This window comes from Phytoamicus setariae (assembly GCF_016722925.1).
Lineage (GTDB): Bacteria > Pseudomonadota > Alphaproteobacteria > Rhizobiales > Rhizobiaceae > Rhizobium_E > Rhizobium_E setariae.
The window spans coordinates 86751-108910 of record NZ_JAEQNC010000014.1; the positions used below are offsets into that span (position 1 = coordinate 86751).

Genomic DNA, 22160 nt, shown 5'->3' on the forward strand with positions numbered 1-22160 from the left:
AGGATTAACCGGCATTTCGGAGAAGATCGCCTGATGGCAGAAGTCTCCCGAACAGGGGGAGCCAACATGTATGATTACGCCATTGCCTGGGACTGGCTGACTTTCGCCGTCCGTTGGCTCCACGTCATCACAGCCGTCGCCTGGATCGGCTCGTCATTCTATTTCGTCGCGCTTGACCTTGGTTTGCGCAAGCGACCGGATTTGCCTGCTGGAGCGTATGGTGAGGAATGGCAGGTGCATGGCGGCGGTTTCTATCACATCCAGAAATATCTGGTGGCGCCGGCCAACATGCCCGAGCACCTCATCTGGTTCAAATGGGAATCCTACGTCACCTGGCTTTCCGGCTTCGGCATGCTCTGTCTGGTCTATTATGCCGGTGCCGACCTTTATCTGATCGACCCGGCCGTGCTCGATGTCTCCAAGCCGATGGCGATTGCCATCTCGCTGGCTTCCATCGGCTTCGGCTGGATCATCTATGACCTGATCTGCAAGTCGCCATTGGGGCGCGACAACACGCGACTGATGGTGCTGCTCTATTTCATCCTGGTCGGCATGGCCTGGGGGTACACGCAGCTATTCACCGGTCGCGCAGCGTTCGTGCATCTTGGCGCTTTCACCGCGACGATCATGTCGGCCAACGTCTTCTTCATCATCATCCCGAACCAGAAGATCGTGGTGGCCGACCTCATCGCCGGCCGCACGCCGGACCCCAAATACGGCCGGATCGCCAAGCAGCGCTCGACGCATAACAACTACCTGACGCTGCCCGTGTTGTTCCTGATGCTGTCCAACCATTATCCGCTCGCATTCGGAACCGAGTTCAACTGGATCATCGCGTCGCTAGTCTTCCTGATGGGCGTTACCATCCGGCACTATTTCAACACACGCCATGCCAATGCCGGCAACCCGACATGGACCTGGCTGGCCACCGTGCTGCTGTTCATCGTCATCATGTGGCTGTCGACCGTGCCCAAGGCACTGACCGGAGAACCGGAACGGGTAACGGAGGCACAGCATCGTTTCATCACCGCGCAAGCATTTCCCAAGGTGCGCGACACGGTGCTCGGACGATGTTCCATGTGTCATGCCAGGGAACCGGGTTGGGAAGGCATCGTGGTCGCGCCCAAGGGCGTGATGCTGGAGAGCGACGCCGAGATCGCCGCGCACGCCCGGGAAATCTATCTGCAGGCGGGGCGCTCGCATGCCATGCCGCCAGCCAATGTCACCGCCATTTCGGCCGAGGAGCGCCAGTTGCTGGTCGCCTGGTATGAAGCGGCCGTAAAGGGAGGAAACCCTGAATGAACGAGTTGTTGATCCGCGGGCGTGTGCTCACTTTCGTTGACGAGCCGCAAGGCATCGATGACACCGCCTCCTATCGCTATTTCGAGGATGGCGCCGTTTTTGTCCGGACCGGCAAGGTCGCAGCGATCGGTGACTATTCCGATGTCCGCAAACACCTGGCCGCAGACGTGAAGATCGCCGACCATCGGCCGCACCTCGTACTCCCGGGCCTGATCGACACGCATCTGCACTACCCGCAGACACAGGCGATCGCCTCTTACGGCGCGCAACTGCTCGAATGGTTGAACACCTATATCTTCGTCGAGGAGCAGAAATTAGCAGGGCCGGAGCATGCTGCCTTCATAGCAGGGCGGTTCATGGACGAGTTGCTGTCGAACGGTACGACGACGGCTGTCGCCTATTGCTCCGTTCACACCCAAAGCGTCGATGCCTATTTCACCGCCGCCGAACAGCGCGGCATGCTGATGGTTGGTGGCAAGGTGATGATGGATCGCAATGCGCCGGAAGCGCTGCGGGACACGCCTCTGCAGGGTTATGACGAGACGAAGCGGCTGATCGACAAATGGCATGGCAGGGGCAGGGCGCTTTATGCCATCAGCCCGCGCTTTGCCATCACCTCGACACCGGAGCAGATGGATATGAGCCGAGCGCTCGTGCGCGAGCATCCCGATTGCTACGTCCAGACCCATCTTTCCGAAAACAAGGACGAGATCGCCTTCGCGACATCGCTCTATCCGGACGCCAAGGATTACACCGACATCTACGCCCGCTATGACCTGCTGGGCCGCAAGACGCTGCTGGGACATTGCATCTATCTGAGCGACCGGGAGATCTCCGTTCTGGCCGAAACCGGCTCCGTCGGTGTCTTCTGCCCGACATCCAACCTCTTTCTCGGTTCAGGACTGTTTGACCGCGATCGTTTTGATCGGCTCGGCGCGCGCTGGTCGGTGGCCACCGATGTCGGTGCCGGCACAAGTTTTTCGATGCTGGAGACGATGGATGAGGCCTACAAGGTGCTGCATCTGCAGGGCCAGCGGCTGTCGCCACTCAACAGTTTTTACCGGATGACGCTGGGCAATGCGCGTGCGCTCGATCTGGAGGATCGCATCGGTTCACTGCATGCCGGTGCCGATGCCGATATCGTCGTTCTCGACAGCAACGGCAAATCGGCGATGGAGCTTCGGATGCGAACGGCGAAATCCCTGGCCGAGGAGTTGTTCATCCTGCAAACCATGGGTGATGACCGCTGCGTTGCCGAGGTCTATGTCGCGGGCACGCCGATGAAGGGAAGGATCGGTACAGTGGCAGCGGCTGACGGTTCCATCGTCGGAATTCAGCGGGAAACGGCCTGACGCCGTCGCTTGTCCTTATCCCATCTGGGAGGGGGATCCGCCTATTTTCTAATGACGGAAGGATTGAGACATGCAGGCAATTGCGAATCCGAAAGCGTTTCTTGAAACGCTGTTTTACACGGCGGTCTCTGCCGCCGATCCAGCCAAAGTTCTGGCGGCCAGCCTGCCTGAAAAACCCCGAGGCCATACGGTCGTGATCGGTGCCGGCAAGGGGGCCGCCCAGATGGCGCAGGTCTTCGAACGGCTGTGGGACGGACCGCTTTCTGGGACCGTGGTGACGCGCTACGGCTATGCCGTGGATTGCGAGCGCATCACGGTCCTGGAAGCATCCCATCCGCTGCCCGACAACAACGGGCTCCTGGCTTCGAGGCGTTTGCTGGATGAAGTTGCCGGGCTCAACGAGGACGATCTTGTCGTCGCGTTGATCTGCGGCGGCGGCTCGGCGCTCATGCCGATGCCGGCCGGTACCCTGACGCTGGAAGACGAAATCGCTGTCAACAGGGCATTGCTCGATTCAGGCGCGCCGATCAGCGCAATGAATGCTGTGCGCAAGCATGTCTCGCTGATCAAGGGCGGGCGGTTAGCGGAGGCCGCTTATCCTGCAAAAGTCGTCTCGCTGGTCGTCTCCGATATTCCCGGCGACGATCCGGCGCTTGTCGCGTCAGGGCCGACCATCGCCGACAACAGCACGCGCGAGGATGCGCTGAAAGTTATCGCGCGTTACCGGCTGCCTCTTTCCGACAAGGTGATGGAGTTCATCCGCAGCGACGCTTCAGGTGCACCTTTGCCGACCGACCCACGGTTTTCGCGCAATACCGTGCATCTGGTCGCGTCGGCGGCCGTCTCGCTCGAAGCGGCGGCGGCCAGCGCGCGCGCGGCGGGCATCGAAGCCGTCATTCTATCGGATGCCATTGAAGGCGAGGCGCGCGAAGTCGGGCGCGTGCATGCCGCGATCGCCCGCGAAGTCGCGGCGAAAAACAGGCCTTTCCGCAAGCCGGTCGTCATTCTCTCCGGCGGCGAAACGACCGTGACGATCAAAGGCAAGGGCAAGGGCGGGCGCAACAGCGAGTTTCTGCTGTCGCTCGCGCTGGGCATCGACGGCATCGAAGGCGTGTCGGCACTTGCCGCCGATACCGATGGCATCGATGGCTCCGAAGACAATGCCGGCGTGTTCGCCGACGAGACGACCGTCGCCCGCCTTGTCGCGCATAATCTCGATACAGCGGCCTTTCTCGACAGCAATGACAGCTGGTCTGCCTTCGCGGCAATCGGCGATATTTTCAAGCCAGGCCCGACCGGAACCAATGTCAACGACTTCCGGGCGATCCTCATTCAATGAAAGAGTCGATAAACGGATGCCGGTGGTATGAGCGCCTACTCAGCGACGTTTGCGCGGTATTTTGCTACGGAATTTGCTATGGTTTCATGTTTCTACGAGAATAAATATGTATTTAAAATCAAATGTTTGTTTTGAATTTACGCGCAAGATGGCGGGTGTCGGGTGCGCCATTTCCGTTCAAAACTGCGAACACCCGGCCAAAAATCTTGCTGCCTGTGACTGCGTGGTGAATGGCAGCCCCGATAATCCTGATCTGTTTGTCGCCGACTTCAACTTCATCGACGATCGCCTGGATATACGCCTTGCGGAAGGGAATGTCGCCGGAGTGAATAGCCCCTAGAATTGTAGACCCCTTCTTTCCTAAATTTGAGGCAAGAAGAGCATCATGAGCAAATCGAATTTCAGCGAAGAGTTTAAGCGTGACGCGGCGTCAGATCACCGAGCGGGGCTATCCGGTTTCGGAGGTTTCGCAGCGCTGGGTGTGAGCCAGCATTCTCTCTACGAGTGGAAGAAGAAGTTTTCTTCGACGCCCGGCGACCAAGGCAACGACCAGGCCGAGGAGATCAGGCGGCTCAAGAAAGAGCTGGCGCGTGTCACCGAGGAACGCGGCATATTGAAAAAAGCCACCGCGTATTTCGCCAGGGATGCAAAGTGAAGTACGCGTTTGTCGCCGAGCATCGACAGCAGTTTTCGGTGCGGGCGATGTGCCGGTTGTTGCGCATCCACCCCAGCGGATTCTATGCCTGGCTCCAGACGCCGTTGAGCAAGCGGGCTTGCGAAGACAAGCGACAAATTGATCTGCTTCGGAAAGCCTGGGAGGAAAGTGGCAAGGTCTACGGCTAACGCAAGCTTCACGACGACTTGCTCGACCATGGTGAGACATGCTGCCCCAACCGGGTTGCCCGCCTGACGCGGATTGCCGGGATAAGGGCTCAGATCGGTTACAAGCGTCGTCCTGGAATTTATGGCGGCAGGCCTTCCGTTGTCATCGACAACACGCTGGATCGGCAATTTGACGTCGAGGCTCCGGACAAAGCCTGGTTCACAGACATCACCTACATCCGAACCGGTGAAGGCTTCGCCTATCTGGCCGTCGTCATCGACCTCTATTCCCGCCGTGTCATCGGCTGGTCGCTGCGGAGCCGTCAGACCACCGATGTCGTGCTGCAGGCGTTGCTGATGGCTGTCTGGCGGCGAAAGCCAAAGGAACAGGTTCTGGTCCATTCCGATCAAGGCTCACAATTCACCAGCATGGACTGGGCAGCGTTCCTGAAGCACCACAATCTGGTTCATTCGATGAGCCGACGGGAACTGCCACGACAATGCAGTTGCTGAAAGCTTCTTCAATCTGCTGAAGCGAGAGCGGATACGCCGAAAGGTCTACCCCCAAAGGGACGAAGCCAGGCAGGATGTGTTCGACTACATCGAGATGTTCTACAATCCGAAACGCAAGCATGTCAGAAACGGAATGCTGTCGCCCGTCGAGTTCGAAAAGCGGCAGAAAACGTAACCTGAGGGTGTCTACGAAACTCGGGGCTATTCAGGTCAGGAAATTCGAACCCGCGCCATGGTCGTCCAGCAAAAGACCGGTCGTCCGGTACAGTTCGAGATCACGACCGAAGTCAGGGCAAGCCTGCTTGCATGGCTTGAACGGAGAGGCGGAACAATTGACGACTACGCCTTTCCCAGTCGAGTCGATCATGCCGATCATCTCAGCACTCGCCAGTATGCCCGATTGGTCGATGAGTGGGTGACTGCATGGGCTAAGACGCGAGGACTACGGCACACACTTGCTTCGACGCACGAAGGCCGCGATGATCTACAAAGTGACGGGCAATCTTCTGCAATCCAGATCCTGCTCGGGCGAAAACACAGTCAGGTACCTTGGTGTGGACATCGAGGACGCGCTGGAACCAGCGGTACAGAGATTTGAGCGAGTGCAGCCCCGCACCCAGCTGCTGAATTGGAATTTACTTGCCAGGGGACGCGGATCATCGTGCCCCACGCGGTTTGAACCGACGACATTGCCAGCGCAACTTCAGTTGCCGCGTAACAAGGCCACTGCCGCATTTCCATCATCTCCAGTTCTTGGGACTATTGCAGACACACCAGTGCCGCATTCTCGTGAGAGGGACGCGCTGCCGGGCGCTGGGGACCACCACCCGCCACATTCCTTCCAGAGATCGAGGCACCGTTTAAGATTTGTTGACCATATTTCTTCATGCTTTGCCCGTTCGGCGCAGTTGCGGGAGTCATCGCTCCGCACTCCGTTGGCAGCGTAACGACCTGCGGACAGTGTTTTCACGGCCGCGTCGCGTAACGAGTATCGGGTAACTTTAGTCATGGCGTCTCAGAATAGGTCCGCGCATTCCGCGTCGAAATCCCGCCGAGGTCGTTCCCTCAGTATCGCTGTCAGCGCCTTGCTTTCCTGCAGCGTTATCGCTGGATCCGCTTGGGGCATCGCTTCCACGCTCAGTGTAATGCACGAGGCGGCTCGCACATTGTCCGAAAACATGAGCCTCGCCACTCCTCTCCATCTCAAGGTGGTGGTGGCTGACGACCACCGCCGCGAGCGCAGGCTGAAAGTCGCTAAATTTTCACGCCTTTCGAAACCCTCCGAAAGCGAGATCCGGCGGAAGCAGCTGACTGTCGCGGCAATCCGGATGGCGTACCATCGCAGCGTTGCTGCCCAACTCGCCTTTGCGGAAGAAAACAAGAAAGCCGAGAAAGCAAAGATCGTGGCGGCCTTTGCGCTTGCTAAAAGTTCGGTGGAACAAGAGGAGAAGATCAGCGGCAAGCCAACTTTGGTAACTGCACTCGTGGAAGATGTTCCTGCCCACGACCTCCAGCCCTTCGGCCTTGTGCTGGCGAAGCCCGAAACAGAAGAAGACGTGGCTCTTCCCAGACAGATTCCGCTGCCTGAAGCCAGACCATTGATTGAGACGGTCGTTATTGAGCAAAAGCCAGCCGACGAAAAACCTGTCGCGCGCAGAAACCTCGACAACAAGGACGACAAGGAAGACGTCGCCTATGCAAAACCCGAGCGCTCGCTGTTCGGCGATCTGTTCAAGAGCAAGGCCAGCGACACCGCCTGGCCGGCAAAGGTCACGAAAGTCGCGATCTATGACGTTTCCAACGCGACCGTCTACCTGCCCGATGGAACCAAGCTGCGCGCCCATTCCGGCATAGGCGGAATGCGCGACAATCCGCGCTACGAGCACGTTACAATGAGAGGCCCGACGCCCGCCGGTATCTATCGCCTGTCGATGCGCGAGAAGCGTTTTTACGGCGTGGAGGCAATTCGTATGACGTCAATCGACGGGCGCGACCCGAAGAACCGAACCGGACTCCTGACGCATACCAATTTGCTGCGCGGGCAGAAGGGCTCGCACGGCTGTGTTGCCTTCCAGAACTATCAACCATTCCTCAGAGCCTTCAAACGCGGTCAGATTACAATGTTGGTCGTGGTGCCAGAGCTACCGTCATCACGTACGCAACTCGCCGCGCTCTATCGCAAGGCTGGCGCCTGATCGGTCTCTAAGCACGGCCTTTACTCTCGCGAAAGCAGCTCTGCGCCTCCTATTCGGCCATAGCGGTAGGCTTTTCCCCTTGGCTTCGATGGTTTGGTGATTTTCGAGTGATGAGAACTCACCTTCAGCTAAGCGCGAGCCAAATATGGCCCGCCTCCTCGCGCCAGGGGATGAGCTGAAGCGGCGCGCGGTTTTTCGAGATGTCCCCTAGCATTGGCATCTGTGGGGACACTCCGTCATCATTGAGCGCCTCACACCAGCCGACGATTTCACCGGACGTCAGATCGAAGCAGCTCTCATGCCAGCGGCATTTGATGGTCCCTTCGTCACCAATGCGGCTGGCAGGCGGAGTCGGGCCAGCGACCGCGGCCTCGAAAAATGGTAACTTCAGATGCGGGCAGGCATTGTTGAAAGCGAAGATCTGTTCGCCTTTCCTCACGACCACCGCATAAAGGCTTGGGAAACCCAGCACCTTCGGCTCACCCTCGACAAGAGAATCAATAGGTATGGCCTTGTGCCAAGTTTTGCCGCCGTGGTGTACTGTGTCGCGTGCGGAGACAGCGTTCAACGCACGTTCTGCCTCGGGGCGGAGGTTCGCGATTTCATAAAGCGTAATGCGATCTGAGGTGCCGGGGAGCCGCACACGGACGAAATCGGTCATCTCGACATCGTCTTTGACGCGATTGTATAGCGCCTCGGAGACGAGGAGCCGAGTGCCGGCTTCCTTGTTGGCCGCCTCAACGCGGCTTGCGACATTAACGGTGTCGCCAATCGCAGTAAGGCGCTCGTGACCGGGTGAGCCGATCGAGCCGATGACCGCGTCACCCAAATGCAAGCCGATACGGATGTCGAACTCTATCCCGTACATCGACGCAAAGAAGGGCTTCATCCGGTCGACAGCGGCAAGCGTCTGCAGTGCTGCGTTGACCGCGCGGATCGGCGCATCGAGCTGGCCGTCGACGCCAAATATCGCCATCAGTCCATCACCGACGAACTTGTCGATATAGCCGTTGTTCCGTTCGATCAGTTCGCCAACCTGCGCGAAATACCGGTTAAGGAGATACATAACGTCATAAGGTGTCAGCGTCTCCGAGAAATGGGTGAAACCAGCGACGTCGGAGAAAAAGAGAACAACGGATTTCAGCTCGCCGGACTTTGTGGCTGCGCCCCGCTGCAATTGGTTTGCGATCAGGAGATCCGTCTCGTCGAGCACGAGGCGACGGAAAACGACATCGCCGGTTGGGCGTAGCTGGCAGGCCAGGCGGATCTCTTCGGTCAGACGCAGTCGGCCGGTTAGATCGCGCTCTAGTTCGCCCTGTGCTGGACAAGCTTCGACGCCATTCAGGATCCAAATACGGCAAGTGGAGCATTTTGCCTTGCCGCCGCACGCATGAGTGATAGGGAGATGCGCGCGCCGCGCAGCCTCAAGGATCGACTCGCCGGTGGCGCAATCGATTGCTATGTTGTCTGGCAGAGAACGAAGAGTCGGCATGACCTGAGCGGCTCCACTGATTGGTCCGGGGGTAGATCTTGGGCCCTGTGACAGCGCCGCAAAGGTCTCGCCCGCACCTGGAATCGACCCGGATAGGCTTGGCAGATATGGCTTTCGACAGCGCGCTGCTTGCCGATCCTCATCGCTAACAGCATCATATCTAGGCCCCATGGTTTCGGCAAGGTCCTCCGGCGAAATGCTTCGGAAGCCCCGCGGTGACGCAGCCTGAGCGAACGATGGCATATGACCTGGCGTGCCGAGAGGCGTCGCGTCCTCCTACAAAGAGCTTGATTGTGTTGCGGCGCACCGAGGATGTATGTGCAATATCTGCTCCTTCTGGTTTTGAATCCAGAAGCTGCCAGTCCGCTTGCGGCCCCAAGTCGGTCGTCTATCGCGGGCGCGTGGACGTCCGCGTACAGCGCCAAGCTGCCGTGATGCGGCGGCTGTTGGCCCAAAGCAATCACTCCTGTGAAGCATGCGGCATCTCTGAGCCGCGTCACTCACGTTGGCCTGTGCTTCTCTAAGCTGACTCCTGCCGCCTCGCTCTTCTCCTGTGACAAGCTGTGTCGTCGCCTTGCCTGATAATCAAGTGAGTATCTTCCTGAGAACATTTCGGCGCAGGCACGGGATATTCTCCAGTTCCAATCCGAAGTTCAATTCGCTCGTTGATGTAGCTTTTTGATTGATTTTCGCGCCATGGTGGTGTTGAATGGGGTATGACAAGCGGTGACGGCCAAGAGAAATTGCGACATTGCTTGCATGCCTCTCTGGAGGCTTGGCTCGCGCAGTATCAGTTGTCGCATCTCGCTCCCATTTTCAGGGAGAACGCCATCGACATCGATGTGATCAACGATCTGTCTGCTGAAGATCTCGTGGAAATGGGGCTGTCGCTAGGCGATCGAAAACGCATCCTGAAGGCTATCGGGGTCAGCCCGACCAAGGCACCAGACCCGGGGGCCATTGCACCAGCGGCGGCGGACCAGCCGTTCGCAGCGGAACGACGACAGATCACTGTCGTCTTTTGCGACCTTGTTGGATCATCCCGTCTCATTGCGTCGCTCGATCCCGAGGAGTCGCGAGAAATCATCCGAACCTACCGTGGAATTGTCGCCGCAAGTATCACAACTCTTGATGGCTACGTCGCGCAGTATCTCGGCGATGGAGTGCTGGCCTATTTTGGCTGGCCCACAGCACATGAGAATTCAGCGATACGCGCTGCAACTGCCGCTCTGAATGCGGCAGGCGCCGTGGCAGGATACAAGCCGGAACACGCGAGCCAACTTTCAGTGCGGATCGGCATTGCCACGGGCCTTGCCGTCATTGGCGCAAGCGAGTCAAACCCGGAGACCGAGGATTTCACCGCGGTCGGTGATGTGGTCAACATCGCGGCTCGGCTGCAGCAGTTGGCGGAGCCAGGATCGGTGATGATTGCGGAGTCCACGCGTTCGCTTCTGGGCTCCCATTTCCGTGTTACTGAGATCGGCGAGCGCGAGCTGAAGGGCGTGGGACGGATAAATGTATTTCAGGTTACGGAACCGGATGGCCAGTCCGGGCCTCCGACGGTCCCATCTCCTACGCGCGCGCCGACGCTCCTCGGTCGAGAAGGCGAGTTTCAGCAGGTCATGTTGCGCTGGAAGCAGGCGCAACGCGCCTCCGGCCAGGCCGTTCTGGTCACAGGCGAAGCTGGCATTGGCAAGTCGCATCTTACGGGTGCTCTGGTGCAGGCGATCGCCGAGACTGGCGCTTTTGTAACGCGGTATTTCTGCTCGCCCTTTCAAATGAGCGCCGCCCTCCACCCCATCATCCAGGAGCTTCGCGCCACAGCGGGCATTTCGATAGGCGAGGAGCCGTCATCAAGCCTTGCCAGGCTGGAAAAACTGGTTGTCGGTGAAGGGGGCGAGCCGTCAGAATGCATGGCCTATCTCGCACGGCTCCTTAGCTTGCCGACCGAGAAGTTTCCGGAGCCCGAGGGCGTAACCCCGATGATCCGCAAGGCGCGCACCTTCGCGGCTCTCACGGCCCTGATTTCGGCCCGCACGCGCCGGTCGCCAGTGCTTATCGTGTTTGAAGATGCACATTGGATCGACCCCACGACACTGGAGTTTATCGACCAGTTGATTGCCAGTTCACGTGCTTTGCCGGTTATGGTGGTCATAAATGGACGGCTTGATTTTCATCCTCCATGGTCGGGGTGGGTAAACTTTACCTCTATCCCGTTGCAGCGATTGCAAGACGACCAGGTGAAAGCCGTCATCGAGCGGGTCAGCAGAGGGCATCCGTTGCCAGATGTAATCGCGCAGCGTATCGCCGAACGCAGCGACGGCATTCCGCTGTTTGTCGAAGAGCTGACGAAAGCGGTGATAGAGTCGGGTCAGACTACCGAGATCGGCGGCCTCCTCGAACTGGAGAATCCGACAGCAGCTTCTTCCGTGCCGTTTAGTCTGCGTGACACCCTGATGGCGCGGCTGGACCGTCATCCCGAAGCGCGAGAAATCGCGCAGGTTGCCGCCTGCATCGGCCGCGAATGTGACTACGAGATACTGTCGGCAGTCGTTGGCAAGAATTCCGACAAGCTAGACGAAGCGCTGGCGAAGCTGAGTAAGTCGGAAATCCTTTTCGAGGAGGGGGAGCCGCCTCAGTCCACTTATACCTTCAAGCACGCGCTGGTTCAGGAGGCGGCTCGCGAAAGCCTGCTGAATTCGAGGAAGCGCCAGATCCATCTCCAGATAGCGAATTTCCTGGAAACCCAACGTCAGGATATTGTCCAGGCGCGGCCCGAATTGATGGCACATCACTTCACCGAAGCGCAGGTCTACGAGCAGGCCATCGCCTACCGGCAGAAGGCGGCCAATCTGGCACTGGCGTCGTCCGGCAATCTCGAGGCTATTGGCGAACTCAAGGCGGCACTGGAGCTCATCACGTTGCTGCCACCGTCGGAAGCCCGGGACCGAGCCGAGCTCGATATCCTCATCACCCAGGCCATCCCCTATACACTTACAAAGGGCTATGCAGCGCCCGAAGTCGAGACCGTCTACCGGCGGGCGATGGAGACGTGTTCAAGACTGGCTGAGAACACACAGAGCTTTGCCGTCATCTACGGCTTCTGGCGCTTTTACCTGCTGCGCGCCGACTATGAAAATGCCCTCAACCTCAGTGAGCAGCTTGTCCGCATGGCATCTGACAGCGGCGACCTGGCAGAGACCGTTACGTGTAACCGCGCCGCCGGTGCGACGCGTTTTTACACGGGCCGGTTTGGCGACGCTCTTGATCATCTCGGGCAGACGGCCCGCATCGAGCCGGCGAGCGACCTGCGCAAGGCAATTCTCGCCTACGACGTCGTCGATCCGTGGGTCGTGAACCACGCCTATTCGGGGCTTGTCATGTGGATTGCAGGCAGGCCGGAAGAAGCCTGTCAGGAGAGTGATCTGGCCATCAGCCTGGCTCGAGAAGTCAACCACCCTTTCACGCTGGCGCTGGCATTGTGTTTTGCTCAATGGACTTACCAGTTCTGCGGCAACTCCGAACGCGTGAAGGAGCTCGCCAGCGAGGCCCTCGCCCTGTCGGACCGGTACGGCTTTACCTTCTGGACCGGCTGGGCAGAAATACTCCTTGCCTCGGCGGAGACCGGATCCGATGAAGCTGAAACGCGCCGCCGCATGCGGGCGGGCCTTGCGACCTGGCAATCAACGGGTTCGGAGCTTGGCCTGAGTTACTTCCAGTGTCTTCTTGCCGAACACTCGAGCGGTACCGATGCGCAGTCGCTGCTCGATGCGGCCGAACACTTTGCGCACGAGCGCGACGAGATGTTCTGGCTCCCCGAAATTCATCGCCTGCGCGGGCGACTGGCGCTTGGCGAAGACTTGGTTGGGGGTGCTGTCCAAGCCGAATCGTCATTCAGAACGGCGCTGGCACAGGCCGACGCTCTCGGCGCCAAGTCGCTTGCGCTGAGGACTGCCCTCGATCTCGCGCGCCTGCTTGAGCGTCGCGGCGATCGCAGCGCGGCTTCGGAAGCGCTGACGCAGCGTATCGCTCCGTTCGCCGGAGCCGGCAGTTTTGCCGATCTCGATGCCGCTCGCGCTGCTCTGGCCCGGGCGGAGCAGGGCCGTTCACTGTTCGAAGACGAGGACGCAACATGACGCGGCCATCAATGTAAGGAAGCGATTTTCGGTCTTACCGTTACCCAGGAGAGCAGCATGAGCCCTGCAGCAGCCAATGTCATGCCCCCCTTCAATCCGCCGTTCTGGTACGGTTCGTTTGCGGGTCTTTGGGTCTACTATGTAGTCGATGTCAACAAGCTGAACTCCGCGCTGGCAAGCCAGACCACCAGCTTCCGCGCCTTTGACTTCGGAGGCGGCAAGGGCCTCGTGAACATCAACTTCATGACTTACGCCGGCCATTCGGGCGAGAACGACCCGCAGGCCTACATTGACATCTTGAAGAAGCCCGAAGATCCTTTAAATCCAAGCGCCTCATCACCTCCGAGCCTTGGCGTAGAGGCCAGCAACGAATGCGAGTTCAGCATCGTGTGCTACCCGCAGGCGCGCCAGGCCCAGGTTCCGTTCGGGCTCAGCGTTGCCGACTTCATTGCTGGCAACGATCACACCAAGACGCTCGGCAGTTATCGGATGGCCGTGCCTTGCGACGACCGCATCGCGGTTTACTGGGGCAAGAAAAACTTTGGCGAGACCAAAGTGATGACACACCCGTTTCTCTACAATGTCCCGACGCCGAACAACACGCCTGCAGGAGGTCAGGTAGGCCAGACAGCATGGCTATTCACGGTTCCCGGCACGGTCGATGAAGGGTTCGAGTTCAATTCTAAAAACTTCACCTGCGCTCCCTTCATGTTCTCGCTCAATCTGGATTGCTCGACCTCGCCGTCCTTCCCATGCAACGCGTCCGAAATCGTCAACTACAGCACGTATCCCGATACGACGTCCGGACGACCGGTAGGTTCGCGACGAAACATGTTCGGCAGCTTCGTCGGGTTTGATTTCAGCACGAATCCGCCAACCGCTGCGCAGCTCACGATCGGCAACAGCACACACCCGCTCGGCCGCCTGATGAGAGGCTTGCTTGGCTCGGCCCCGAGCCCTGTCGCCGCACAGGTGTTCCAGTCGCAGCCGGTGATTGCCGAGAGCTCGCCCTACTATGTCGACCTCTAGGCGGAAGATGACATCAGGGGCAACGGCGATCGTTTTCGCCGCCGCCGCGGCGTGGCTCGTCGGGTACGGGGGGAATGACGGAGTGACGGCGGCGGGGTCACTGCCGTCACTCAGCGCGACGATTCCGGGCGATGTGGCGCCGGGCGCAAACGCCTCCGACATCGATAACTTCTCCTGGCAAAGTTTTGTGGCGGTGAACTGGCCCGCAAACGGTAACGAAAAAATCGGTGCGAACGGTGACAACGTCGCGGTCTGGCAATTCTGGAAGCAGGACGCGGACGTTCTGGTGCCAGACGGGCAGGTTCCCAAGCCGTGGACCGCTCCGCCAACCATCCCGCCGTATTGCACCCAGAAGGCGCCGGCTGGTACCCGCATTCTCACCCACTACACCAAGGGCGGAGAGCTGGGTGATTTCCTGACGCCGGGCAATGGCCCGCTGATCGACCAGAACGGCGAATATGTGCGCTTCGAGATTCTGGTGAACGAAGCCATGTACGACTTCATCCTTACCAACAAGCTCTATTCGAAGGCCGGGCAGGCAGCCTACAATCCTGGTGGCGTCGTGGCCTTTCCGTCCGGCCAGAAGGGCGGTGCGCCCGGCGCGATCATGCTTAAAGTCGCATGGAAGATCCTGGGTCCCGGCGACGACCCGAAACGTTTCCACACGGCGCTGGCATATATCTACGATCCAGGACCGACACCCAGTTGCAAGCTCGAGCAGGTGGGACTGGTGGGGCTGCACATCAGCCACAAGACGACGAACGCGCCGCAATGGATCTGGTCGACCTTCGAGCATATCGACAATGCGCCGTTGGTGGGCAACATGGTGCCGGCGCACTACAACTTCAATAATGGCAAGGATTGCGAATCCGCCGGCCTGTGCAATGTCGTGCCCGTGGGCGCGTGGAATCCGAACTCCGGCGTAAAAACACCAGTGCAGGTCGCACGGCTTGATGATTTCACCCCTAGTGCCAAATTGCAGAACGACGCCTATTCGCAGGCCCTGGCTGCGGTCAATCCCAACTCAGTCTTTGCCAACTACCGTCTGGTCGGCACGCAATTTCCGAGCGACGTGACGAGCAAAAGCGCGCCATCCGGCGTTCCCATACCGCGCTTTCTCGCCAACACGACCATGGAAACCTATTTGCAGGGACAGGTCCCGATCGTGTCCTCGAATTGCGCTGGTTGCCACTATCAGGCCACGATGTCCGACCAGCGGCTCAGTGACTTTTCCTTCATTCTTGCCCGCGTGAGCTCACCGTGAGGACGGCCATGGATTCCAGCACCCGCCTGCAAACATTCATCGATCTGGTTTCCGCTCTGACGGGCGTCTCCGCCCGGGTCGCAGGCCAAGCAGAGGCCGCTGCCCAATATCTGGAAAACTATACGCATGCGGCCGACGGCATTGCCGGGGCCGGCGCCACGGATGCCCTGCTTGGTGTCTTTGCGGCGGGACGCCAGAAGCTGCCACCTGAAAAAGTTGCCAAAATGCTGTTCTACAAGGAACTTGATGGCTCGTCGCCGGACCCGGCATGGCCCTTTTCCGCCATGACTAGAAATCTCATGAAGTTCGTGCTGCTCGGCGTCTGGTACGATCCCAACAAACCCGGTGACGACGGGACAATCCCCACGGCCGCGTCCTATTCGGAAGGCCTCGTCTGGCTGATAGCCCAGGCGCATCCCGTCGGCGCCAGCCAGCTCGCCTATGGCTACTGGGCCAATCCACCGCCATCTCTCAAGGACCTGATCGGATAGCACTATGGCAGACTATGATGTGATCATTGTCGGCGCAGGCATTTCGGGAGCCATCATGGCCCTGGAGCTGGGCAAGCAAAACAAGCGCGTGCTGGTGCTCGATGCCGGGCCGGCTGATCCGAACTCGCGCAAGGATTTTCAGGACCAGTTCCTTCGGTCCGTCATCAAGCTGCCGGAATGCCCCTATCCGCCCTATGAGGACGATCCGGCACAGCAAAATGCGCCGCGCGCCAACAGCCACATGCTATTCAAGTGGCCGGGTTACAAGAACCCGGACCGAAAAGGCCAGATCGACAAATTCAATGCAACGAGCCATCTGACGGTGTCGCCAGCCTCGGAAATTCCCTTCCTCAGCACCTATGAAAGGGTGGTCGGCGGCACGACGTGGCATTGGCTGGGCACCTGTCTGCGCCTGCTTCCCAACGACTTCCGGATGAACTCCATGTACGGACGCGGCATCGATTGGCCAATCGGCTACGACGACCTCGTCGAGGACTATGGCAGGGCCGAACACGAGATCGGTGTTTCGGCCAGTGTAGATGAACAGGAAAAACTCGGTATCGCGTTTCCGCCCGGCTACAGCTATCCCATGCCGCGCATCGCGCCGACCTATTCGGACGTGCAACTCGACGCATGGATGGCGGGATTGAAGCTGTCGTGGCTCAACAACCAGATGCCCCGCATGACCAACACGCCACAGGCACGCAATTCCATCTTCCATGACGGGCGCCGTGCCTGCGCCGGGAACACGTCGTGCATCCCGATGTGCCCGATCCAGGCCAAATACGACGCCACCATCACGCTGCAAAAGGCGATAAATACGAATTATGTGATCGTTCAGGCCCAAAGCGTCGTGAAGAAAGTCAATGTCGATGCTGAGACCCATAAGGTCACGTCCGTCGATGTGGTTCGCTACGACAGCACAGCCGGCGGAACCCATAAATGTGAGACACTTACAGCGACGGCTTTCGTAATTGCCGCCCATGCCATCGAAACGCCGCGCCTGCTGCTGAACTCCAAGTCCGACACCACGCCCAAAGGCGTCGCCAACAAGAGCGGTCAGGTCGGGCATAACCTCATGGACCACATCGTCTACCTCGGCTGGGGATTGAGCCCAGAGCCCGTCTATCCCAATCGCGGGCCGCGCTCGTCCGGCGGCATCGAGACGCTCCGCGATGGACCTTTCAGGAAAGACTTCGCGGCGTTCCGCGTCGATGTCGGCAATGAAGGGTGGGGCTGGGCCGATGGCGATCCCAACACCATCACCAACGACTTCATCGACGGGACGAACAACTCAGGCACAAATCCCGACGGCGCGACCCTTTGTGGCGATGCGCTGGTGAAAGAACTCAATGACAGGCTCACGCGCATGGTGCGCTTCTGCTATCTGGTGGAACAGCTACCCTGCCATAAGAACAAGATTGCGCTTTCGGGAACTGAAAACGATGGCCTCGGCATTCCACGGCCCGAGATTACCTATAACCTGGATGACTACACCTTTGCCGGACTTGCCAGTGCGGCGAAAGCCACCAGCGTGATCTTTGAAAAATGCGGTATCACCAACTACACCCGGCTGCGCGACTACGCTCATGACGGCAACGGATATCCCACGGCGGTCGATTCATCGGGCACGCCCTACAATGTCTACGGTGCGGGCCATATTGCCGGCACCTACCGAATGGGCAGCAATCCGGATGAATCCGTCGTGAACGACCGCCTACAGAGCCACGATCACAGCAATCTCTTCCTGCTCGGCAGCGGCGTTTTCCCGACGATTGCCACGGGCAATCCGACATTGACGATCGCGGCCCTAACCTATCGCGCGAGTCGCGAACTGCTGAAGCAGCTCTAGCGCTACGTCACATGCTCGGTCATCCGGTTGGCAATGAGCACTTTTTCGGCCAGCGCCCGGCTGACCAGCTGGTTGAAGAGGATCGCAAGTGGCTGGTTCTCCCGAGCCAAACGCTCGGCCTGCTCTGACGACATGCGGAGCAGGACGACCTCCGTCTCAGCCTCAACATCCGCTGTCCGCAGCATACCGAGGCTATAGGCCAGCTCCCCGAGTACGGCGCCAGCGGTCATGGTGCGTAGCCGCTTGCGGCTAGTATCCTGTGCGGAGCGGAAGATAACCGCGCGACCCGTTTCCAGGAAGAAGATATCTTTCGCTTCTGCCCCGGCCTTGATGATTATATCGCCGGGCGCATACACCTCGCGTGCCATTGCGGCGAACAGCTGATCGAGTTGCCTTTCATGTTCCGGCGACTTGGCGAAGTGGCCTGCGAGAGACTTTCCGTTCATGCCGTGGCCGACCGATTGCAGAATGTCTTCTTCAGCCTTCTCGAGGGCGAGGTCGAGATTGTCGTAGACGGGAATGCGCCCGCCCAGGCCCATGTCGAGTCCCGAGCGGAGCAGAGCCTCCGTGATCTTCGGGTTAAGCGCGCAGAACGTCAATGCGAAGCCGCTTGCCTCGGCCAGGTTCTGGATCCGCTTGAAGGCGTTTGCCGAGGCGCTGTCGAGGTCGGTGGCGCGCGAGAAATCGATGATAACTGAGCGAAGCGGCATCGCGGCATCGGCCGCGACGGCGTGGCGCACTTTGTCGACGACCTGTTCCGAGGTGCCGAAAAACAGGAAGCCCTGCAGCTGGATCACATGCACGGCTTTGCCCTGGTTGGCCAGCTTCGTCATTTCCCCCGGCGCCCGTTCCGTCGTGCTCGGTAGCCGGGCGAGCGAGGTGACGTTCCTGATCACTGGCGCATGGGAATAGCTGTAGGCGAACAGCACGGTCGCGATGAGGAAGCCGGCGAGGATCGCGACCAGGAAGCTGTAGAAAAGCGATATCGCGACAATGGCGACAACGACGCTCCACTCCCGCAAGCTGAAGGTCTTTCGCGTGGCGACGAGCCAGTCATGCACGAGGTCGAATCCGTAGTAGAGTACGAGGCCGGCTGACAGGAAAAAGGGTACAAGGCTGACGACCTGTGGGGCAAAGACCAGGCCCAGCAACCCCACCAGCGCTACGAGAAACCCGGCGCCGCGGGCCGTGACGCCGCTCTTGTTCAGAAGTTGCGTGGTCGCAAGATCAGGATAGCCTGGCGGCGCGCCCATGCCGCTGACCAGGGCATTGACTGCCCCTGTCAGCCTGAGTTCGCGGTTGACGTCTAGCTCCTTGCCGGTTGCCAGTTCCAGCGCAGAGATGTTCATCATGGCGGCAAAGAGACTGAGCAGTGCAGCGGTGCCTATCACTGGCGCAGCCGCGACGACGGCCGGCCAATCGACCAGTGGCAGCAGGTCGGGAAAGGGGAGCTGCAGGGATTGTGACGCAGGGACCGAGGGAAGCAGGCCAAGGGCCGCTGCATCCGCCGTGGTCATACCGGCCATCCAAAGCCAGCCATGGAAGAGGAACGCTGCCCCGACGAGATTGGCCAGCACGACGAAGGGTTTTCTCAAATGGGCCATGGCAAGGTAGATCAGTCCCGCCAGCAGCACGGCCGGCATCATGTTCAGCATTTGAGACGGCTTGACCGACAGGACGCCGTGCAGGCTTGGCTCAACATGGCAGACCATGGCGATCCCGCCCATAAGCAGCAGACATCCTGTCGCGGCCATGAAACCCGCCAGCACTTCAAGCGGAAAGAAGCGTACGAGGCGCCCGGCTCGGAAGAAGCCGGTGGCGAAAATAATGATTCCTGTTGCGAGCGTTGCAGTGGCGACAATGGCAAAGGCCGTTGCCAACTTTGAATCCGGCGAGACGGTGGATACCGCGCCAACGAGAGACGCAGCGAGGATTGCCGCACCGACATCCTGGGCGCAGGCCATATTGATCTTGAGCTGGCTGCGCCACCCGACGAGGAATGACAAGAGTATCGTGCAGCCCAGCGCGCCCGTGACCGCCATGCCGAGGCCTTGCGACAGCTCTCCGGCAAACAACAATGTTGCAAGCGCGATGGCGAAGCCGATGCCATCGAGGCCAATGACCACGGATAAAGGGATCAGGCGCGGCAATTGCCGCATCAGACTGGTCGCTTGCGCTCTTGCAAACGGCCGCGCGTCGAGTGCCGGTGCGATGTCGCCAATGCTGTCCTCCATACTGCGTTCCCCCTGAGCCTTATGCGACGATGCAAAAAGTCATTTCGGCAATCAAAAAGCAGCTTATTGTTATCGGCGACCTCGCGCTATGGTAGTCAAGTAACCTTGGAGTAGATGCGGACTGGAGTCCAGATCGACTAACAAGTTGTCAGCCGGCCTCCGATGGAGTTTTGTCATCAATGCTCACCGGAGGGCGGTCCCTTCTTGGCGCGTTGGCGACCATCGGCTTTTGATCGTAGTCACGTTTTCACAGCTCGATCTGCTCTGCTAGCGGACACGGTAGTGAAGATCGTGAACGTCTAGGGATTTTCGCGGGCGAGCGCAAATGCCAGTAGGCCGATGATATCAAGGACTATCGGCTTGCGGAAAATGCCAAACAGAAGTGCAAAGAAAATGCCATGATTGATGTATGGGGTGCGCTGGAGCGGACACAAACGCGATGCGAACTTCCGTTTCGTCCACCTCGAGCTGATCGACAACTGCGCGGATACAGGGACGGCGGAATGGCGCGGGCTTCCAGAGCATTGCGAACCGTACTTCGACAAGACGGCGATCTTCTCCCTGCGAGAGGTGGGCGTCCGGTCGCAATTCTGCGCCCACCTCTTCGCGTCGACTAGCAGTAATAGACGCCAACGGCACAACGCCGTGCCGTGCGCCGCGCGACGCCGGCCACGCTGACCGGCGTCAGCGGTCTGCCGACTCTGGCGCTCGCGTCGGACACGAAGCTGGGGATCGGAACCAAGGACTGGTTGCTCGCCAGATCGCCGACAATAAGCAGGGCCGCCCAAGCGACGCAGATGATTCCCATGCGCTTTAGAAGGGTCATTTTCCATCTCCTACTACGAAGTTCTCGGGCAGTTCGTTCAGGCTGTGCTTGAGGTCTTCCACGTCGATCTTTTCGGCCTTTGATGTGTTCTTGAAGTCATAGTCGTCGTGCATGACCGCGTCTCCAGTTTTCCAATCCCTGATCTGGACGCTGTATTCCGGCCCCCCCACGACCATTGTGGACGTAATCACCATGCGGCAAGGATAAGGTTGTTCCCCCTGAGCGACCCAGATCTGAAAATCCACATCGTCCTTGCGGAAGGCGAGAGAGTCGCACTCCTTCCCATTGACGATACCGCTTCCCAGGTCCTTGGCATCGTAGACACCCTGCATCAGTTCGTCATATGCATTGGTCAGCAACAAATCTGCCGCGGGCAACGGCAGTCCGTACTTGTCCTTCAACGCGTCGATCAGATGATCGACCGTGCCGGGGATCTCGACTTGCGTATATTTGTTGACGTTCTTTCCCAGAAGGGTGAGCGTTTTACCGTCGAACAGTGACTCCACATCGACAAAGCCGCCGGAACGGGTCGCATGCACCTTGTCAGGCCGGCTGAGGCTGACGGTTCCCGAACTTGCCAATCCAAGCCTTTGACCGCTGTTGGTCACGATCTGCAGACTGGCATCGTAAGCGAACGATATGGCCTTCTGGGCCGCGAGGTAATCGGACATGGCCTTGAGGAGCTTACGGGCTTCGGCCGAGTCTGTGAACCTCATGAGTTCGACGCGCCGATTGAGAGTTCTTCCTTCATCTGTGTCGTTGCTGGCAATCGGCCGGTCCTGTCCCGCGCCCGCCGCAAGTAACCTGTTGGGATCAATCCCTCGCTCGACCAGCGCCGCCTTGATGGTGTTGGCGCGCTCAAGCGAAAGCTTTGCATTGGCTTCTTGGCTGCCGCTTGCATCGGTATGGCCGACAATTCTGAGGCCCCAATCGGGGAGGTTCTTCAGCGCCGTCGCGATGTCATCGAGCAGCGTTTTCGCACCGGAACCAAGCGTTGATTTGCCGATGTCGAAATGTAGGCCATAGACATCGTACCGCTCTTTGGTTTGCAGCGCCTGCTGCATGGCTTCCTTGCTGTACTGCGGAGGCGGGCCATCCATATCGGCTGACCAGGATGGAGCATTCGCCATTGCCACGAGGGCAACCGTTGCAAATATTTTTAGAGTTATTGCCTTGTTCCCGCGCGTATTTTTTCGAAATACACGCCAAGCTGAAGCGCATTCGTTGTACTTCAGAAGATTTATACGGCTGTATAACATTGAGATCATCCTCCACGCTGGCTTGTGCAATTCATTGCAGAGCAATGCATTCTT

18 protein-coding genes and 1 pseudogene are annotated in these 22160 nt (G+C 59.1%); 15 read left to right on the forward strand and 4 right to left on the reverse strand.

Annotation, left to right across the window (positions count from 1 at the left end):
* The first annotated feature begins 66 nt into the window (after positions 1–66).
* The 10 genes and pseudogenes from JJB09_RS21475 (at position 67) to JJB09_RS21505 (ending at position 7523) form a co-directional block, all read left to right on the forward strand.
* The gene (locus JJB09_RS21475) at positions 67–1302 is read left to right on the forward strand and encodes a urate hydroxylase PuuD (protein WP_201663198.1); all 1236 of its coding nucleotides are present in this window, start codon (positions 67–69) and stop codon (positions 1300–1302) included.
* On the forward strand, positions 1299–2654 hold the full coding sequence (gene guaD, locus JJB09_RS21480) for a guanine deaminase (protein ID WP_201663133.1): 1356 nt from the start codon (positions 1299–1301) through the stop codon (positions 2652–2654). Before JJB09_RS21475 ends, guaD begins: the two co-directional genes overlap by 4 nt.
* A gap of 70 nt (positions 2655–2724) precedes the next feature.
* Positions 2725–3993: a glycerate kinase type-2 family protein gene (locus JJB09_RS21485; RefSeq protein ID WP_201663134.1), complete on the forward strand. Its 1269-nt coding sequence runs from the start codon at positions 2725–2727 to the stop codon at positions 3991–3993.
* A 106-nt stretch (positions 3994–4099) separates the two neighbouring features.
* Positions 4100–4333: a hypothetical protein gene (locus JJB09_RS21490; protein WP_201663135.1), complete on the forward strand. Its 234-nt coding sequence runs from the start codon at positions 4100–4102 to the stop codon at positions 4331–4333.
* 45 nt (positions 4334–4378) lie between these two features.
* Positions 4379–4648 carry a transposase gene (locus tag JJB09_RS27170; protein ID WP_425523757.1) on the forward strand — a complete coding sequence of 90 codons (270 nt, stop codon included), beginning with the start codon at positions 4379–4381 and terminating at the stop codon, positions 4646–4648.
* Positions 4645–4836 (forward strand): hypothetical protein, encoded by a 192-nt coding sequence (locus JJB09_RS27175; RefSeq protein WP_425523758.1) that lies wholly within the window; start codon positions 4645–4647, stop codon positions 4834–4836. The genes JJB09_RS27170 and JJB09_RS27175 overlap by 4 nt, the downstream gene beginning before the upstream one ends.
* A gap of 18 nt (positions 4837–4854) precedes the next feature.
* Complete coding sequence (locus JJB09_RS27180) at positions 4855–5328, forward strand: IS3 family transposase (RefSeq protein WP_425523759.1); 474 nt, start codon at positions 4855–4857, stop codon at positions 5326–5328.
* A gap of 31 nt (positions 5329–5359) precedes the next feature.
* Positions 5360–5503 carry an IS3 family transposase gene (locus JJB09_RS27185; RefSeq protein WP_425523760.1) on the forward strand — a complete coding sequence of 48 codons (144 nt, stop codon included), beginning with the start codon at positions 5360–5362 and terminating at the stop codon, positions 5501–5503.
* Positions 5504–5533: 30 nt separating this feature from the next.
* Positions 5534–5903: pseudogene (locus JJB09_RS26765) on the forward strand (site-specific integrase); the annotation flags it as partial.
* 591 nt (positions 5904–6494) lie between these two features.
* Positions 6495–7523 (forward strand): DUF2778 domain-containing protein, encoded by a 1029-nt coding sequence (locus tag JJB09_RS21505; protein ID WP_201663137.1) that lies wholly within the window; start codon positions 6495–6497, stop codon positions 7521–7523.
* Positions 7524–7647: 124 nt separating this feature from the next.
* Here JJB09_RS21505 and JJB09_RS21510 read toward each other — a convergent pair whose 3' ends face one another.
* Positions 7648–9015, reverse strand: coding sequence for an adenylate/guanylate cyclase domain-containing protein (locus tag JJB09_RS21510; RefSeq protein ID WP_201663138.1), 1368 nt, complete (start codon positions 9013–9015; stop codon positions 7648–7650).
* Positions 9016–9731: 716 nt separating this feature from the next.
* Here JJB09_RS21510 and JJB09_RS21515 point away from each other — a divergent pair.
* The 5 genes from JJB09_RS21515 to JJB09_RS21535 are packed head-to-tail and all read left to right on the forward strand — an operon-like array spanning position 9732 to position 17787.
* Positions 9732–13151, forward strand: coding sequence for an AAA family ATPase (locus JJB09_RS21515; protein ID WP_281431858.1), 3420 nt, complete (start codon positions 9732–9734; stop codon positions 13149–13151).
* Between the two features lie 57 nt (positions 13152–13208).
* Positions 13209–14180 (forward strand): hypothetical protein, encoded by a 972-nt coding sequence (locus JJB09_RS21520; RefSeq protein WP_201663140.1) that lies wholly within the window; start codon positions 13209–13211, stop codon positions 14178–14180.
* Positions 14181–14187: 7 nt separating this feature from the next.
* On the forward strand, positions 14188–15444 hold the full coding sequence (locus JJB09_RS21525) for a hypothetical protein (protein WP_201663141.1): 1257 nt from the start codon (positions 14188–14190) through the stop codon (positions 15442–15444).
* Between the two features lie 8 nt (positions 15445–15452).
* Positions 15453–15935, forward strand: coding sequence for a hypothetical protein (locus tag JJB09_RS21530; RefSeq protein WP_201663142.1), 483 nt, complete (start codon positions 15453–15455; stop codon positions 15933–15935).
* Between the two features lie 4 nt (positions 15936–15939).
* A complete protein-coding gene (locus JJB09_RS21535) occupies positions 15940–17787 on the forward strand; it encodes a GMC family oxidoreductase (protein WP_201663143.1) in 1848 nt (615 codons plus the stop codon).
* Between the two features lie 2 nt (positions 17788–17789).
* On the opposite strand, the gene JJB09_RS21540 is transcribed toward JJB09_RS21535, so the two are convergent.
* The 3 genes from JJB09_RS21540 to JJB09_RS21550 all read right to left on the reverse strand — a co-directional run bounded on the left by JJB09_RS21540 (position 17790) and on the right by JJB09_RS21550 (position 21977).
* Positions 17790–20021: an SLC26A/SulP transporter family protein gene (locus tag JJB09_RS21540; RefSeq protein WP_201663144.1), complete on the reverse strand. Its 2232-nt coding sequence runs from the start codon at positions 20019–20021 to the stop codon at positions 17790–17792.
* Positions 20022–20634: 613 nt separating this feature from the next.
* Positions 20635–20847: a hypothetical protein gene (locus tag JJB09_RS21545; protein WP_201663145.1), complete on the reverse strand. Its 213-nt coding sequence runs from the start codon at positions 20845–20847 to the stop codon at positions 20635–20637.
* Positions 20844–21977 carry a DUF2092 domain-containing protein gene (locus tag JJB09_RS21550; RefSeq protein ID WP_343229072.1) on the reverse strand — a complete coding sequence of 378 codons (1134 nt, stop codon included), beginning with the start codon at positions 21975–21977 and terminating at the stop codon, positions 20844–20846. Before JJB09_RS21550 ends, JJB09_RS21545 begins: the two co-directional genes overlap by 4 nt.
* Positions 21978–22160 lie beyond the last annotated feature (183 nt).

Excerpts from the sequence above, each read along its gene's own strand:
- JJB09_RS21510 (WP_201663138.1), bottom strand. The coding sequence starts at position 9,015 with ATGCCGACTCTTCGTTCTCTGCCAGACAACATAGCAATCGATTGCGCC.
- JJB09_RS21540 (WP_201663144.1), bottom strand. The coding sequence starts at position 20,021 with ATGGAGGACAGCATTGGCGACATCGCACCGGCACTCGACGCGCGGCCG.
- JJB09_RS21545 (WP_201663145.1), bottom strand. The coding sequence starts at position 20,847 with ATGACCCTTCTAAAGCGCATGGGAATCATCTGCGTCGCTTGGGCGGCC.
- JJB09_RS21530 (WP_201663142.1), top strand. The coding sequence starts at position 15,453 with ATGGATTCCAGCACCCGCCTGCAAACATTCATCGATCTGGTTTCCGCT.
- JJB09_RS21475 (WP_201663198.1), top strand. The coding sequence starts at position 67 with ATGTATGATTACGCCATTGCCTGGGACTGGCTGACTTTCGCCGTCCGT.
- JJB09_RS27170 (WP_425523757.1), top strand. The coding sequence starts at position 4,379 with ATGAGCAAATCGAATTTCAGCGAAGAGTTTAAGCGTGACGCGGCGTCA.
- JJB09_RS21515 (WP_281431858.1), top strand. The coding sequence starts at position 9,732 with ATGACAAGCGGTGACGGCCAAGAGAAATTGCGACATTGCTTGCATGCC.
- guaD (WP_201663133.1), top strand. The coding sequence starts at position 1,299 with ATGAACGAGTTGTTGATCCGCGGGCGTGTGCTCACTTTCGTTGACGAG.
- JJB09_RS21550 (WP_343229072.1), bottom strand. The coding sequence starts at position 21,977 with ATGGCGAATGCTCCATCCTGGTCAGCCGATATGGATGGCCCGCCTCCG.
- JJB09_RS21490 (WP_201663135.1), top strand. The coding sequence starts at position 4,100 with ATGTATTTAAAATCAAATGTTTGTTTTGAATTTACGCGCAAGATGGCG.
- JJB09_RS21525 (WP_201663141.1), top strand. The coding sequence starts at position 14,188 with ATGACATCAGGGGCAACGGCGATCGTTTTCGCCGCCGCCGCGGCGTGG.
- JJB09_RS21535 (WP_201663143.1), top strand. The coding sequence starts at position 15,940 with ATGGCAGACTATGATGTGATCATTGTCGGCGCAGGCATTTCGGGAGCC.
- JJB09_RS21485 (WP_201663134.1), top strand. The coding sequence starts at position 2,725 with ATGCAGGCAATTGCGAATCCGAAAGCGTTTCTTGAAACGCTGTTTTAC.
- JJB09_RS21520 (WP_201663140.1), top strand. The coding sequence starts at position 13,209 with ATGAGCCCTGCAGCAGCCAATGTCATGCCCCCCTTCAATCCGCCGTTC.